The organism is Mycobacterium sp. C31M (genome assembly GCF_053345865.1).
The window spans coordinates 418,956-433,680 of the sequence record NZ_JBKFAX010000001.1 but is presented as its reverse complement, the minus strand read 5'-3'; the positions used below and the strand labels follow the sequence as shown (position 1 = coordinate 433,680).

General features: G+C 67.5%; 15 protein-coding genes. 8 read left to right on the top strand and 7 right to left on the bottom strand.

From position 1 onward, the window contains the following. Positions 1 to 24: 24 nt before the first annotated feature. The gene (locus ACLBYA_RS02035; protein ID WP_447707676.1) at positions 25 to 1,158 is read right to left on the bottom strand and encodes a BTAD domain-containing putative transcriptional regulator; all 1,134 of its coding nucleotides are present in this window, start codon (positions 1,156 to 1,158) and stop codon (positions 25 to 27) included. Positions 1,159 to 1,257: 99 nt separating this feature from the next. On the opposite strand from ACLBYA_RS02035, the gene ACLBYA_RS02030 reads away from it, so the two are divergent. From ACLBYA_RS02030 to ACLBYA_RS02020, 3 genes are all read left to right on the top strand, one after another. Further along, a complete protein-coding gene (locus tag ACLBYA_RS02030) occupies positions 1,258 to 2,313 on the top strand; it encodes an NAD(P)H-dependent amine dehydrogenase family protein (RefSeq protein WP_447707675.1) in 1,056 nt (351 codons plus the stop codon). A gap of 75 nt (positions 2,314 to 2,388) precedes the next feature. Continuing rightward, on the top strand, positions 2,389 to 2,868 hold the full coding sequence (locus ACLBYA_RS02025; RefSeq protein ID WP_447707674.1) for an SRPBCC family protein: 480 nt from the start codon (positions 2,389 to 2,391) through the stop codon (positions 2,866 to 2,868). Beyond that, complete coding sequence (locus ACLBYA_RS02020) at positions 2,865 to 3,710, top strand: patatin-like phospholipase family protein (protein WP_447707673.1); 846 nt, start codon at positions 2,865 to 2,867, stop codon at positions 3,708 to 3,710. The genes ACLBYA_RS02025 and ACLBYA_RS02020 overlap by 4 nt, the downstream gene beginning before the upstream one ends. On the opposite strand, the gene ACLBYA_RS02015 is transcribed toward ACLBYA_RS02020, so the two are convergent. Next, a complete protein-coding gene (locus ACLBYA_RS02015) occupies positions 3,707 to 4,663 on the bottom strand; it encodes a patatin-like phospholipase family protein (RefSeq protein ID WP_447707672.1) in 957 nt (318 codons plus the stop codon). The two genes, ACLBYA_RS02020 and ACLBYA_RS02015, sit on opposite strands and share 4 nt — an antisense overlap. 49 nt (positions 4,664 to 4,712) lie before the next feature. Here ACLBYA_RS02015 and ACLBYA_RS02010 point away from each other — a divergent pair, with 49 nt between their 5' ends. Then, complete coding sequence (locus tag ACLBYA_RS02010; RefSeq protein ID WP_447707671.1) at positions 4,713 to 6,401, top strand: SulP family inorganic anion transporter; 1,689 nt, start codon at positions 4,713 to 4,715, stop codon at positions 6,399 to 6,401. 13 nt (positions 6,402 to 6,414) lie between these two features. On the opposite strand, the gene lpqV is transcribed toward ACLBYA_RS02010, so the two are convergent. Then, on the bottom strand, positions 6,415 to 6,837 hold the full coding sequence (lpqV, locus tag ACLBYA_RS02005) for a lipoprotein LpqV (protein WP_447707670.1): 423 nt from the start codon (positions 6,835 to 6,837) through the stop codon (positions 6,415 to 6,417). A gap of 126 nt (positions 6,838 to 6,963) precedes the next feature. Here lpqV and ACLBYA_RS02000 point away from each other — a divergent pair, with 126 nt between their 5' ends. Continuing rightward, positions 6,964 to 7,491 (top strand): cysteine dioxygenase, encoded by a 528-nt coding sequence (locus ACLBYA_RS02000; RefSeq protein ID WP_447707669.1) that lies wholly within the window; start codon positions 6,964 to 6,966, stop codon positions 7,489 to 7,491. A 3-nt stretch (positions 7,492 to 7,494) separates the two neighbouring features. After that, positions 7,495 to 7,878: a rhodanese-like domain-containing protein gene (locus tag ACLBYA_RS01995; RefSeq protein WP_447707668.1), complete on the top strand. Its 384-nt coding sequence runs from the start codon at positions 7,495 to 7,497 to the stop codon at positions 7,876 to 7,878. On the opposite strand, the gene ACLBYA_RS01990 is transcribed toward ACLBYA_RS01995, so the two are convergent. The 3 genes from ACLBYA_RS01990 to ACLBYA_RS01980 are packed head-to-tail and all read right to left on the bottom strand — an operon-like array spanning position 7,861 to position 11,403. Continuing rightward, the gene (locus ACLBYA_RS01990) at positions 7,861 to 9,549 is read right to left on the bottom strand and encodes an alpha/beta hydrolase (RefSeq protein WP_447707667.1); all 1,689 of its coding nucleotides are present in this window, start codon (positions 9,547 to 9,549) and stop codon (positions 7,861 to 7,863) included. The two genes, ACLBYA_RS01995 and ACLBYA_RS01990, sit on opposite strands and share 18 nt — an antisense overlap. A gap of 9 nt (positions 9,550 to 9,558) precedes the next feature. Beyond that, positions 9,559 to 10,332 (bottom strand): enoyl-CoA hydratase, encoded by a 774-nt coding sequence (locus tag ACLBYA_RS01985; RefSeq protein WP_447707666.1) that lies wholly within the window; start codon positions 10,330 to 10,332, stop codon positions 9,559 to 9,561. 12 nt (positions 10,333 to 10,344) lie between these two features. Next, entirely contained in the window at positions 10,345 to 11,403 is a 1,059-nt protein-coding gene (locus ACLBYA_RS01980; RefSeq protein ID WP_447707665.1) for an enoyl-CoA hydratase/isomerase family protein, read from the bottom strand. Between the two features lie 196 nt (positions 11,404 to 11,599). Here ACLBYA_RS01980 and ACLBYA_RS01975 point away from each other — a divergent pair, with 196 nt between their 5' ends. Together ACLBYA_RS01975 and ACLBYA_RS01970 are read left to right on the top strand one after the other, a co-directional pair. Next, complete coding sequence (locus ACLBYA_RS01975) at positions 11,600 to 12,454, top strand: Bax inhibitor-1/YccA family protein (protein ID WP_447707664.1); 855 nt, start codon at positions 11,600 to 11,602, stop codon at positions 12,452 to 12,454. A 172-nt stretch (positions 12,455 to 12,626) separates the two neighbouring features. Next, positions 12,627 to 13,556, top strand: a complete 930-nt coding sequence (locus tag ACLBYA_RS01970) for a hypothetical protein (RefSeq protein ID WP_447707663.1) — start codon at positions 12,627 to 12,629, stop codon at positions 13,554 to 13,556. Here ACLBYA_RS01970 and purT read toward each other — a convergent pair. Beyond that, positions 13,537 to 14,724 carry a formate-dependent phosphoribosylglycinamide formyltransferase gene (purT, locus tag ACLBYA_RS01965; protein WP_447707662.1) on the bottom strand — a complete coding sequence of 396 codons (1,188 nt, stop codon included), beginning with the start codon at positions 14,722 to 14,724 and terminating at the stop codon, positions 13,537 to 13,539. The two genes, ACLBYA_RS01970 and purT, sit on opposite strands and share 20 nt — an antisense overlap. Position 14,725 lies beyond the last annotated feature (1 nt).

The following is a 14,725-nucleotide window of genomic DNA, read 5'->3' as shown; positions in this document are numbered from 1 at the left end:
CGGCGGGCGCTCACAGCAGGAGCGTCACGCCGGGGTCGCGATCTCGAAGACGAACTCGTGATCGCACACCCGGATCCGGTCGCCGTGGTTGAGCGTGGCGGTGCCGCGGATCCGTTGCCCGCCCACCTCCACACCGTTGGCCGACCGCAGGTCGGTGACGACGAAGCTGGTGCCGGTGTCGATGATGACGGCGTGGTGGCGGCTGACGCTGACATCGTCGAGGACGATGTCATTGTCGGGCAGCCTGCCGATCCTCGTCGCGGCCGCCACCAACGGATGGACCCGCCCCGAGGCGGACCGGATCTGCGCGGGCGCGTTCTGCACGCCGACCGCGGTGCGCAGGTCGATCCGGGAGATCTGATGCACCGCGGTGGTGCGGGCAGCCTGGCGGACGTTGAGCGGCTCCTGGCGCAGGATCCGCTCCGAGAGCGCGCGCACCGTCGGACTCGGGTCGATACCGAGATCCTCGGCCAGCGTGGTGCGCAGGCGTTGGTAGGCATCGAGCGCGTCGGACTGTCGATCGCTGATGTAGTACGCGGTGATCAATTGGGTCCACAACGGTTCCCGGTAGGGATGTTCGGTCACCAGGGCCTCCAGCGACCCGATCACCGCATAGCCGCGGTTACAGGCGATCTCGGCTTCGGCGTGCGCGGTGTGCACGACGACCTTGTCCTCGACCAGCGCGGTGGCGAACGGGCTGACGAACTCGAAGTCGCGCAGATCCTCGAGCACCGGGCCGCGCCACTGGGCCAGTGCCGCCGACAGATGACTGCTGGCCTGTTCGAAGCGGCTCTCCGCGGCGGCCTGCACGCCGGCGTTCTTGGCCGCCACGAAGCGACCGATATCGCAGTCCGCGTCGGTGACCGCCAACCGGTATCCCGGCGGTGCGCTGGCGAGCACCGCGCGGCCGTCGGCACCGGAACTGCTGATCACCTTGCGCAGATTCGACACATACGAATGCAGACTGGCCTTGGGCTCGGGCGGCGGGAACTGCTCCCACGCCGCGGCGACCAGTGAATCGGCAGCGACCGGACGGTTACGGCTCATGACCAGCAGCGCCAGCACCGCCCGCTGTTTGGGTGTTCCCAACGGCACGGGGGTGCCGCCGACGTTCAGCTGCAACGGGCCGAGCACCCCGAAATCCAATTCCCCGCTCATGATCGTCCGCTGTTCATGACCAACGATTGTGCCCGGATACCGCCTGCAACCGCCCGGGAAAGTGGTAGAACGTGTTCTAGTTTTGGCGAAGGGGTGACGATGACGTTGCGGGTCGTGCAGTGGGCCACCGGTGGGGTCGGAGTGGCCGCCATCAAGGGGGTGCTCGAACATCCCGATCTCGAACTCGTCGGCTGCTGGGTGCACTCGGCCGCCAAGGACGGCCGCGATGTCGGCGACCTCATCGGCGCCGACCCGATCGGCGTCGCGGCCACCAGCAGTGTCGAGGAGATCCTGGCGCTGGAGGCCGACGCCGTCATCTACGCACCGCTGCTGCCCAACACCGACGAGGTCGCCGCCCTGTTGCGCTCCGGCAAGAACGTCATCACCCCGGTGGGCTGGGTGTATCCGAGCGAGAAGCAGGCCGCCCCGCTGCGCGAGGCCGGACTGGCCGGTAACGCGACACTGCACGGCACCGGCATCGCGCCGGGCGGGATCAGCGAGAAGTTCCCGCTGCTGTTCTCTGTGATGTCCACCGGCGTGACTTTCGTTCGTGCCGAGGAATTCTCCGACCTGCGCACCTACCACGCACCGGACGTGGTGCGCCATGTGATGGGCTTCGGTGAGACGCCGGACAGGGCGCTCTCGGGGCCGATGCAGAAGCTGCTCGACGGTGGGTTCATCCAGGCCGTGAAGATGTGCGTCGACGAGTTCGGATTCAACGCCGACCCGAAGATCGTTGCCCGCCAGGAGATCGCGGTGGCCACCGCGCCGATCGATTCGCCGATCGGCAGCATCGAACCGGGGCAAGTGGCCGGCCGCAAGTTCCACTGGGAGGCCCTCGTCGGCGACGAGGTGGTGGTGCGGGTGACCGTCAACTGGCTGATGGGCGAACAGAACCTGGACCCGGCCTGGGATTTTGGTCCCGATGGTCAGCGCTACGAGATGGAGGTCCGTGGCAATCCCGACTTCGTGGTGTCCATCACCGGTTTCCAGGGTGAGGTCGGCGAGGAGGGGCCCGAGCCGGGTGTCGTCGCGACCGCTGCGCATTGTGTGAACTCGGTACCGGCCGTGTGCGCGGCCCCGCCCGGGGTGGCCAGCTATCTGGATCTGCCGCTGTTCAGTGCCAAGGCGGCGCCGCGACTGCGCCGGAACTGAACCAGATGGCGAGAATTCGCCGCCGAAAACTCGCCATCGACCTCAGGTTCGGCGAACGGAACTAGCATGGCCATCATGGCGCAACCCTTGGTGGTGGAGCAATCACGGGCGATCCCGGTCGTCCAGGACGAGCTGTTCGCGCGATTGGTGCCGATGCCGTTGCCCGACCTGTTCCGTCGCTGGTACGGGCCCATCCCACCGATCAAGGACACCCGCGATCAGACCGGTGACTGGGATGCGATCGGACAGTCGCGCACCGTCCTGCTCACCGGCGGCGGCAGCATGCACGAGGAGCTCACCTCCTACGACCCGCCGCGATCGTTCGGATACACACTGTCGCAGGTCACCGGGGCGTTGGCGCCACTGGTCGACCATGTCGACGGGGTCTGGTTGTTCGACCCGGCCGGCACCGGGACAACGGTGACCTGGCGCTGGACCATCTACCCCCGGTCCGGCGTGACGGCCCTCGCGCTGCCGATCTTTGGACGGCTGTGGAAGGGTTATGCCCGCCGGTCGCTGGAGCAGCTGTCCGACACATTGCTGCGACCAATGTGACCCGCGGTCTGGTACTGGCCGGCGGCGGGTTGGCCGGTATCGCCTGGGAGACCGGGGTGCTGACCGGGATCGCCGACGAGGCGCCGGAAATCGCCGCGGCAGTGTTGAACTCCGATGTGCTGGTGGGTACCTCGGCCGGTTCGACGGTGGCCGCCCAGATCGGCATCGCGACGCCGCTGCGCGAGCTCTATGACCGCCAGCTCGCCGCCGACAGCCACGAGATCGACCCCGGCATCGGCATGGACGATCTCACCGCGGTCTTCCTCGGCGCACTCGGCACACCCGGGGACACCGCGGACCGGCTGCGCCACATCGGGCAGATCGCCCTGGCCGCCGACACCGTGCCGGAGGCGCTACGCCGCGCGGTGATCGCGCACCGGCTGCCCGCACACGAGTGGCCCCGGCGGGATCTGCGCATCACCGCCATCGACACCGCGACCGGTGAGCTGGTGGTGTTCACCCCGGATTCGGGTGTGCCGCTGGTCGATGCGGTGGCGGCCAGCTGCGCGGTGCCCGGTGCGTGGCCACCGGTGACGCTCGGCGACCGCCGCTACATGGACGGTGGGGTGGGCAGCACGGTGCACATGCCCGTCGCGGCCGACTGCGACGCGGTGGTGGTGCTGGTACCGGCGGCGCAGGAAGCGCCCTCACCGTTCGGTGACGGTGCCGCCGCCGAGGTCGAGGCATTTGGGGCAACGACTTTCGCACTGTTCGCCGATGACGCCGCGCTGGCGGCGTTCGGGCCCAATCCGCTGGATCCGGCCTGCCGTGCGCCGGCGGCACTGGCCGGGTATGCGCAGGGCCGGCGGGCCGCCGCGGCGCTGGCCGAGTTCCTCGCTTAACTCAGCGCGTCGAGGGCGGCCGCCGCCAGTTCCTGGCCCATCTCGATGACCTCCTCGGCGCGGTGGTACTCCAGGCTGCGGCACGCAGTGCGCGGCACCTCGATCAGCAGATCCGGCGGGTAGGTGGCCAGGGTGTGCCGGGCCAGCGCGGACTGCGCGATATCGATGGTGCGGTTCATGATCTCGAAGCTGCCCAGCCGCGGCAGTGCGGGCGCGCCCTCGACGGTGTCGGCGACCGCGGGCGGATCGTCGAGGGCGCTGCTGAACCGGCTCAGTACCGACTTGGCCGCGGGCGAGTCCATCATCCGTTGCGCCGTCGACGTATCGAGAAGAGCCGTTGTGCTGCGCCACATCCGGCTAAGTCGCTCGGTGGTCACCCGCGGTTCGGGCTCCTCGTCGCGGACCGTCGGGTCACCACCGGACAGGCTCACCGCGATGGTGATATCGGCGTTGACCGCCGACAGTGGTGCCATCGGCAACGGGTCCAGGATGCCGCCGTCGGCCAGCAGCCGACCGTCGAGCACATGTGGGGTGAAGATCCCCGGAATCGCGATCGACGCCCGGATCGCGTCAACGAGCGGCCCGTGCTGCAGCCACACCGACTTGCCGGTGAGCAGGTCGGTGGCCACCGAGGTGTACGGGATGGGCAGCGACTCGATCGTCACATCACCCAGGATGTCGCGAACTGCGTCGAGGATCTTCTCCGCCCGCAGTACACCGGGGGAGGTGAGGGAGGGATCCAACAGCCGCAGCACGGCGCGCTGGGTCAATGAGCCTGCCCAGTGGGCGAATTCGTCGAGTTTGCCGGCGGCGTGCAGGCCACCCACCAGTGCGCCCATCGACGAGCCGGCCACGCCGACGATCTGATGGCCACGTTCGGACAACTCGTTGATCACCCCGATGTGCGCATAACCGCGCGCACCCCCGCTGCCCAGCGCCAGCGCAATTCGCATGCACTCCATTCTGATGCACCCGGGGCCCGCCATCGACAACACTGTGACGATGGCGATCAAGCTGCCAGGCCGACTGGGTCGTCCCACCCCCAAGGACGCGCTGTCCGGGCTGGTGACGGGGCTGTTCTCGATCCCGGAAGGGATGGCCTACGCCAGTATCGGTGGATTCAACCCGGTCGCCGGTATCTACGCCGGCATCGTGCCCGGCATCATCGGATCGCTCTTCGCCCGCACTGTGCTCATGGTGACGACATTGACCAGCGCGATCGCCCTCACCTCACGCAGCGTGCTGGAGGACGCCGGTCTGGATCCGGGAGATCCGGCGAATGTCGCCGCGCTGGCGATCATCGTCGGCATCGTCATGCTGGTGTTCGGGTTGCTCAAGTTCGGCTCGGCCATGAGCTTCGTCTCCAACGCCGTGATGACCGGGTTCGCGACCGGGATCGCGCTGCAGATCATCGCCGGGGTGTTGGCCGACGCCACCGGGTATCGGCCCGACAGCGGTAACACCATCGGCAAGTTCGTCGACTCGCTGGCCCATGTCGGCATGTGGCAGCCGGCCACGGTCGCGGTCGCCGCGGCCACCGTCGGTGTCTGGGCGGTGTTCCACTTCGTCAAACCACTGAAGTCGTTCGCCACGCTGCTGGCGCTCGTCATCGTGACGGCCGGTGTCGAGGTGTTCGATATCGCGGTCGAGACCGTCGGCGATATCGCCTCGATCGCCAATGCCCTTCCGCCGGTGACGGTTCCCAACTTTGCGGCGATGCCCGAGCTGATCATGGGCGGTGTCGCGGTGGCACTGGTGGCGCTGGCCCAGGCGGCCGGAATCTCGGCGGCGGTGCCGAACCCGGATGGCAGTCGCACCAACATGAACGGCGACTTCCTGGCGCAGGGCGCGGCCAACGCCGTCGGCGGCTTCTTCGGGGCGCTGCCGGCCGGCGGCTCGCTGTCCCGTACCGGGGTGGCCACCTCGGCGGGTGCACAGACCCGCTGGGCGGGGATCTTCGCCGGGGTCTGGCTGGCGCTGCTGGTGCTGGTGGCCGGTTCGGCCGCCGAGATCATCCCGATGCCGGTGATCGGCGGCCTGATCCTGGTCATCGGCGCGGAGTTGGTGGTCGGGCGCTGGCCCGATATCAAGCTGGTGCTCCGCGTCGCCCCGCTGTCCGCGGTGGCCATGCTGATCACCTTCGTCGCCACCACCGAGCTGCCGCTGCACACCGCGATCGTCGTCGGTGTCATCACCTCGCTGGTGCTTTACTGCGCCAAGGTCGCCAAGGCCGCGGAGCTGCGGGCGCTGGTCCGCGACGACCAGGGCTGGCGCGAGGTGCCGGTGCCGGAACGCTGCCCGGACAACGCGGTGACGGTGCTGTTCTATTCGGGCGTCGGACTGTTCGCCGAGGTCGCCCGGATCGACGAGAAATGGCCACGGGCGGACGGCACCCGCAATGCAGTGGTGGTGCTGAGCCTGTGGGCATTGCCCGATGTGCCGTCCTCGGTGGCCATCAAGGCGCTGCGACGGTGGGCCGGCCAGTTGACCGCTCACCACGGCCGCCTGATCATCGCCGGGGTCAGCCCGGAGACCCGGGAGGTTCTGCAGCGCGGTGGCATCGGCGATCTACTCGGCCCCGACGGGATCGTCGAGGCCACCGACCGGGCGTTCGAGGCCATCGAGATCGCGGCCGCACGGGGGCGCGAGTGGATCGCGCAGCGGCCGTTCGACTCGTTCGACTCGCCTTGATTCGAAACGTTCGCTAGCCGCACTCGCCGCGTTCGGCGGCATTGGCCGCCATGATGACGCCGGCCTGTTGGGCCTGGGTCAGATCCACCCAGGTGGCATCGAAGGTGCCGGGCCCGACGGCACCGTCGGCCTGCAGTGTCTTGAGATAGGTCTCGACCGGCTCGCGATGCTCGTCGAACCACCGTTTGGCGGCCAGGCAGGCCTGGCCGTACTGGTTTTCGGTGGCCACCGACGGCACGTCGACGACGGTGGTGACACCGTCGGGGGACACCCGCACCGCGCCGGCCGCCGGCGACTCGGCCGGTAGCCGTGGCGGCTCGGCCTCGGCGGTGTGCGGCGTCTCGGGTGCCGCGCTGTCGGCGGGTTCCTCGTTCGCGGATCCACATGCGGTGAGTGCAGCGGCGGCGGCCAGGACGGCGATCGGGTAGCGGCGCATGAGGCCAATCTATGCAACACTGGCGGCCATGACGGAGGGGACTGGGAACTCAGCTTTCCGGCGGTGTTGTCGCGCTCACTGAGTGCGCACCCGACCGTTCCCTTTTCGTTCTGGAGTTCTCTTCTCATGGCTGCCCCCGTTCTCACACCACCTGCCGTCTCCGCGCCGACCCGGCTGCGCCTACCGGACCTGCTGGCCGCGACCGACCGGTGCGCCGACGATGTGCTGTCCGGTCGGTACGACCGCCTGATGAACGGCGGCCGGTTACCCGTCGAGGAGCGTTGGTACAAGCGCCTCTACAGCGACGACGAACTCGACATCTGGTTGATCAGCTGGGTACTGGACAAGTCCACCGAACTGCACGATCACGGCGGATCGCTCGGCGCATTGACGGTGGTATCCGGAGCTCTGCAGGAAACCCGTTGGGACGGCAGCGAATTGCGTACCCGTGAGCTCGGGGCCGGGGACCAGGCCGGTTTCCCGTTGGGCTGGGTGCACGATGTCGTGTGGACGCCTGCCCCCGTCCCTGCTCCGGTCACCCTGAGTGTGCATGCCTACTCGCCGCCCTTGACCGCCATGTCCTACTACTCGGTGACCGAGCGGAACACATTGCGCCGCAGCCGCACCGAGCTCACCGACGCGCCGGAGGGATAGCACATGCCCAGCCGTATCGACGCGGTGCTGGACGCCGCCAGGACCCGATTGCAGCGGGTCGAGGCGGCGCAGGTGCCTGCCGCGTTGCGGCGCGGTGCGGTGCTCGTCGACATCCGGCCGGCCGCGCAGCGGGCTGCCGAGGGGGCGGTGCCCGCTGCGCTGGTCATCGAACGCAACCACCTGGAATGGCGCTGCGATCCGACCAGTGACGCACGTATCCCCGAAGCCGTCGGCGACGATGTCGAGTGGATCATCCTGTGCTCGGAGGGGTACACCTCCAGCCTGGCTGCCGTCGCACTGCAGGATCTCGGTCTGCACAAGGCCACCGATGTCATCGGCGGCTATCACGCCCTGCCCGACGAGCTGCGCTCAGCTGCTCTCGTCTGAGCGCAGGATCGGGCGCAGCTCATCGGTCTTCTCGGGCGTCCAACCCGGCGGCTGCAGAATCGCGGCCCACGCGTTGGCGACATCGCGTACATAGACGTGGCCGTGTCCGTCGGGAACATCCACCGCAACCGCCATATCGGCGGACACCTGCAGGAACGTCACCACCGGTATCCACTCCATGCGCGGTGACACGTCGTATCCGCGGGGCTCTTTGAGCCAATCGGGTTTGGCGAACAGCAGATCCGGATTCCACCACGAGATCGGGTCGGACGCGTGCTGCAGATACACCACCCGGGGCTGACCCCACGGGTCGTCTGGGCGGCCGAGGTCCTGGGATGCCTTGGCCGAGAACCGGACGTTCTCGCCCTTGTCGTAGATCGGTAGCCACATCGGGGAGCCCGCGTCCCTGTCGCGGGTGAGCGTGGTCCAGATGGTGTTCTTGAAGGTCGGTCCGGAGAACAACGCCCCGTCGGTGCGGGCGATCAGATTGTTCAGCGCCAGGAAGGGTGCCTCGCCGCCGAATGATCCGAGGCTTTCGCCGAACACCACGACCTTCGGGCGGTCGGCCTCGGGCAGTTCGCGCACCATCGCATCGACCGCCTCGAACAACGCCTGCCCGGCCTGCAGGGCGTTCTCCTGGTCGACCAGGAACGAGATCCAGCTCGGCAGAAACGAATACTGCATCGACACGATCGCGGTGTCGCCGTTGTACATGTACTCCAGCGAGGACGCCTCGGCCTCATTGATCCAGCCGGTGCCGGTGGTGGTGGCGATCGCGATGACCGCGCGCTCCAGTCCACCGGTGCGGCGCAATTCGTCGGCCGCCAGTCGGGCGGTGGCCCTGATGCCGTCGGCGGAGTTCAATCCGGCATAGGCGCGAATGGGTTCGGTGGCCGGCGCGCCGTTGAACTCGGTCAGCTCGGCCACCGATGGTCCGTTGGCCACGAAGTTGCGGCCCTGGTGACCGAGGGACTCCCAGCTGACCAGCGACTGCGGACCGCCCGACCGTAAAGGTGTTGTGGGCGAGGGATTGTCGGGATCGTCCTCGTTGTTGACGGATTCGAAGGTGTTGTTGATGGTGGTCATCGCGAACCGCACCACGATCCCGTTGAGCAGCGCGATGGCCAACGCCAGGACGAGCACCACGGCCACCACGCCGGACACCCGCGGCGGGGCGATGCGTTCCAACTGGCCGACCAGGAATCGGATCAGCTTGCCGACCAGTTGACCGAGTTCGACGAACAGGAACAGGAAGACCAGCGCCAGTACCGCGGTCAGCGGGTGGTCCCAGAAGCCCAGGCGCGGAACGCCCATCAGATCCCGGATGTCGTCCTGCCAGACATGAAAATAGACGATCGCCGCGATCTGCCCGACGATGCCGACCCCGATGAGCACCAGCCAGGCCCGCGGTGGCGGGGCGGGGCTGGAATCTTTGGAGCGCATATAGCGGATCAGCCACACGCTGAACACACCCAGGCTGTAACCGATCGCGCCGGCCGCGCCGCTGACAAGTCCCTGGAACAGTGGGCCGCGGGGCAGTAGTGACGGGGTCAGTGACAGCCAGATGAATACCAGGCCGACCGCCGTCCCGGTGAACGTGTAGTGCCGAGTCCACCACGCGCGCTTGGGTGGCGTTTCGGGCACTTCTGGCTCGACGACGGTGGCAGTCACCGCTCGACTTTAGCGATGGGTGAAGTTCGCCGCGCGCTTCTCGGTGAACGCGGCCATGCCTTCCTTCTGGTCCTCGGTGGCGAAGGCCGAGTGGAAGATCCGTCGTTCGTAGAGCAGGCCCTCGGCCAGCGTCGACTCGAAGGCGCGGTTGACGGCCTCCTTGGCCATCCGGGCCGCCGACAGTGACATCCCGGCGATGGTCGCGGCGGTGGCGTTGGCCTCCTCGAGCAGGGTGTCGGCCGGCACCACCCGCGAGACCAGGCCGCTGCGGTCGGCCTCGGCGGCGTCGATGGTGCGGCCGGTGAGGATCAGATCCATCGCCTTGGCCTTGCCGATCGCGCGGGTCAGCCGCTGGCTGCCGCCCATGCCCGGCAGCACACCGAGTTTGATCTCGGGCTGCCCGAACTTGGCGGTGTCGGCGGCGATCAGCAGATCGCACATCATGGCCAGTTCGCAGCCACCGCCGAGGGCGTATCCGGCGACCGCGGCGATGGTGGGGGTGCGGGTGGCGGCGAACTTGCCCCACAGTGCGAAGAAGTCCTGGCTGTACACGTCGGCGAACGAGAGATCGGCCATCTCCTTGATATCGGCGCCGGCGGCGAAGGCCTTCTCGCTGCCGGTGACGATGATCGCGCCGATACCCGCGTCAGCATCGAATTCGGCTGCGGCGCTGGTGACTTCGTGCATCACCTGGCTGTTGAGGGCGTTGAGTGCCTTCGGCCGGTTCAGGGTGATGGTGCCGACCCGGCCTTCGCGGGTCACCAGGATGGTCTCGTAGCTCATGGGTTGCTCCTTCTAGAACGTGAGATCGGGTTCGGCGGAGGCGAAGTAGGCGTCGACGGCGGCGTCGTCGACGTCGGCCAGCGTCGCGGGGGACCACTGTGGATTGCGGTCCTTGTCGACCAGTTGGGCGCGGATGCCCTCGACGAAGTCGTGCGACTTGATCGAGGCGGCCGACACCCGGAACTCCTGATGTAGCACCTCTTCCAGGGTGTGCAGATGTGAAGCGCGGCGCACCGCGGTGAGCGTGACCGCCAGGGCGATGGGGGAGCGGGTGGCGATCAGGTCGGCCGCCTTGGCCGCGGCGGTGGCTCCGATGTGGCCGAGGGCCTCCTCGCCGTGGCCCTGCAGATCATTGATGATGTCGGTGACGGTGGCTCCGGCGTAACAGGTGTCGATCCAGTCGCGCTGGGCCAGCAAGTCGCTGGCCGGCGGTTCCTCGGCGTAGGAGTCCAGGGCGTCCTCGTGCCCGTAGTTCACGACGGCCTCGGCGAAGTCGGCCAGCCGGTCGTGCGGCACGAAGTGGTCGGCGAATCCCATCGCGATGGCGTCGGCACCCGAGAAGGGTGCCCCGGTCAACGCGGCGTGCAGGCCCAGCGCGCCCGGCGCCCGGGACAGCAGGTAGGTGCCGCCGACGTCGGGGATGAATCCGATGCCGACCTCGGGCATGCCCATCTTGGTCTTCTCGGTGACGACGCGGACATTGCCATGTGAGCCGACGCCGACGCCGCCGCCCATCACGATCCCGTCCATCAGGGCGACATACGGCTTGGGGAAGCGCCCGATGTGGGCGTTGAGCTGGTACTCCTGCGCGAAGAACTGCCGTGCGTAGGAGCCGTCGGCCTTGGCGCTGTGATACAGCGCGACCACGTCACCACCTGCGCACAGGCCGCGTTCGCCGGCGCCGGTGAGCAGCACCGACTTGATCGAGTCGTCGTGTTCCCAGTCCGTGAGCGCCTGCTGAAGGCCGGCGATCATGGCGTCGTTGAGGGAGTTGATCGCCTTTGGGCGATTCAACGTGACGATCCCGACGCCGTTCCGGACACTTACTAGGATGTCCTCGTTTTCTGCCACGAATGCAATCTAGTTCGTAGTCCGAGCGTGACGTACGACGGGTAGGGTTTCCACAGCTTCATCCCAGGAATCAACCTCGGACCAGGTAACTGAGAGCGCTCTCAGTGCAGGGGTATCGCGGGAACCTGTTCACGGCAATGATCGTTAATTGTGTGTTCGTAACTCGAACCACCAGAACTTGAGGAGAGGACCTACGGTGCGCGAAAGCAGCAACCCGGTATTCCGATCCCTGCCCAAGGGGCAGCAGGGCGGATACGCGCAATTCGGTACCGGAGCCGCAAGCTTCGGTGCCCAGCAGGTGCATGCGGATCCCTACGCCGCAACCCAGTACCCCGATCAGCAGCAGGCCGGTGTCTCCCGGCCGATGACGATCGACGACGTCGTCACCAAGACCGGCATCAGCCTCGCGCTGCTGACCGCGGTGGCCGTCGTCTCGTACTACATGGTCAGCACCAACCTGGCTCTGGCCACGCCGTTCACCCTGGTGGGTGCGCTCGGCGGTCTGGCACTGGTGCTCATCGCGACGTTCGGCCGTAAGCAGGACAACCCGGCCATCGTGCTGAGCTACGCCGCGCTGGAGGGCCTGTTCCTCGGTGCGGTGTCGTTCATCATCGCCAACCTGGCCTCGGTCGGTGGCGTCGGCATGATCGCGCAGGCGATCGTCGGCACGCTCGGCGTGTTCTTCGGCATGCTCGTGGTCTACAAGACCGGTGCCATCCGCGTCACCCCGAAGTTCACCCGGATGATCGTCGCCGGCCTGTTCGGCGTCGTCGCCCTGATGCTGGTGAACCTGGTGCTCGGCCTGTTCGGTGTCGGTGGCGGTGCGGGCATGGGCCTGCGCGACGGTGGCGCCATCGCGATCGGCTTCTCGCTGCTGTGCATCGCGCTGGCGGCGTTCAGCTTCCTGATCGACTTCGACGCGGCTGACCAGATGATCCGCGCCGGTGCTCCGGAGAAGGCTGCATGGGGCGTCGCCCTGGGCCTGATGGTCACCCTGGTGTGGCTGTACCTGGAGATCCTGCGCCTGCTGAGTTACTTCAACAACGACTAGCAGTTCGGCGAGAGAAAGGGCGTCCCGCACGGGGCGCCCTTTTTCGTTGCCCTGGTGCGTTCAGATCGAGAATTCAGTCAGAAACTCGATCTGAGCGCACCGCGGTGCGGAGTTATCCACAGATCACGCTTGCCGGGTGTCCAGCCTGCTATCGATCCGCCAATCTCGATATATGGCACAGCCCTTCATCGGCAGCGAACTTGTCGCGGCGGGACGCATCTCGAAATACCGTCTAGGTCGCCGGTTCACGGCTATCCACCCCAACGTGTACGTCGAACGCGATGTTGAACTCAGTCTCGAGGAGCGGGCGATGGCAGCCTGGCTGTGGTCGGGTCGCGGTGGCGTCCTGTGCGGGCTCACCGCTGCAGCGCTACACGGCGCGCGCCATATTGAAGACTCGCGGCCCGTGGAGCTCGTCTGGTCCAACCGCAGGCCGCCGCACGGGATTCGTACTCACAATCACGAACTGCTCGGCGACGAGGTCACGGAGGTGGGCAGGTGGGGACTACCGGCGACCACGATCGACCGCACGGTCTTCGATCTGGCTCGGCGCGGCACGCTCGATGAGGCGGTAACCCGACTGGACGCGCTGGGGAATGCCAGGCGGTTCTGTAGTTCGGACGTGCTCGGGTGGGCGCGCGAGCGGCACGCCGGGATGCCCGGTATGCGGCAGCTTGAGCTCGCGCTCGATCTGCATGATGCGGGTGCCGAGTCACCCCGGGAGACCTGGCTACGCCTGCTGATCGTCAGCGCGGGCTACCCGCGACCGCGCACCCAGATTCCCCTGCGAAGTCCGGATGGACGGCGGAAGTACTACCTGGACATGGGGTGGGAAGACCTCAAGCTGGCCGTCGAGTACGACGGCGACCATCACCGCACCGATCCCGGGCAGTACGCATCGGACATCGTGCGCACCGAAGACCTTGTCGACCTCGGCTGGTACCGGATCCGAGTGACGAAACGGCATCGCACAGCCGACGTCTTGCAGCGGCTGTCGCGCGCGTGGTCGGTGGCGGTGCACTCAGACCGAGAAAACGTTCGAAATGTCGATCTGACTGCACCGTCGGTGCGGGATCGGAACGCTAGGGGACCCGCGGCGTGACTCGGCCGGCCGCCTCGACGGCATTGGCCCGCGCCACCTCGACATCGGCATCCCGCGCCAGGGCGACACCCATGCGCCGCTTGACGAAGCTCTCCGGCTTGCCGAACAGCCGAATATCGGTGTGCGGCACCCGAAGTGCATCGTCCACGCCGTCGAACACCACACCCTCGGCGTCGACACCGCCGTAGATCACCGCGCTCGCGCCCGGGGTCTTCAGCGTGGTGTCGACCGGCAGACCCAGGATCGCGCGGGCGTGCAGTTCGAACTCGTTCTGCCACTGCGTGATCATCGTGACCATGCCGGTGTCGTGCGGGCGCGGACTCACCTCGGAGAACCACACCTGGTCGTCCTTGACGAACAGTTCCACCCCGAAGATGCCCTGCCCGCCGAGATTCTCGGTCACCACGCCGGCGATCTCCTGGGCCCGGGCCAGTGCCGCCGCCGACATCGGATGCGGCTGCCAGCTCTCGACGTAATCGCCGCCGACCTGCTTGTGCCCGATCGGCTCGCAGAATTGGGTTCCGTCGGCAGCCCGCACCGTCAGCAGCGTGATCTCGTAGTCGAAGTCGATGAACCCCTCGACGATGATCCGGCCGCCGGATACCCGGCCACCGGCCATCGCGTAATCCCAGGCCGCCGCGACATCGTCGGGGCCGTCGATCTTGCTCTGCCCCTTGCCCGAACTGCTCATCACCGGCTTGACCACACACGGGTAGCCGATGCCGCCATCGATGGCCGCCTGCAACTCGGCCAGCGAATCGCAGAACTTGTACGGGCTCGTCGGCTGGCCCAGTGTCTCGGCGGCCAGCCGGCGGATACCCTCGCGGTCCATCGTCAACCGGGCCGCCCGCGCCGTCGGGATCACCCGCACCACACCGGAGGCCTCCAGCTCTTCGAGCACCGGTGTGGCGATGGCCTCGATCTCCGGCACCACCAGGTCCGGCTTCTCCGCTTCGATCAACGCCCGCAGCGCGCCCGCGTCGGTCATCGCCAGCACCCGCGCATGGTGGGCCACCTGATGGCCCGGCGCGTTCGGATAGCGGTCGACGGCAATGGTTTCGACACCGAGACGCTGCAGCGCGATGAGTACCTCGCGGCCGAGTTCACCGGAGCCGAGCAGCATCACCCGGGTGGCGTTCGGGGACAAGGGTGTTCCGAGAGTGGTCATC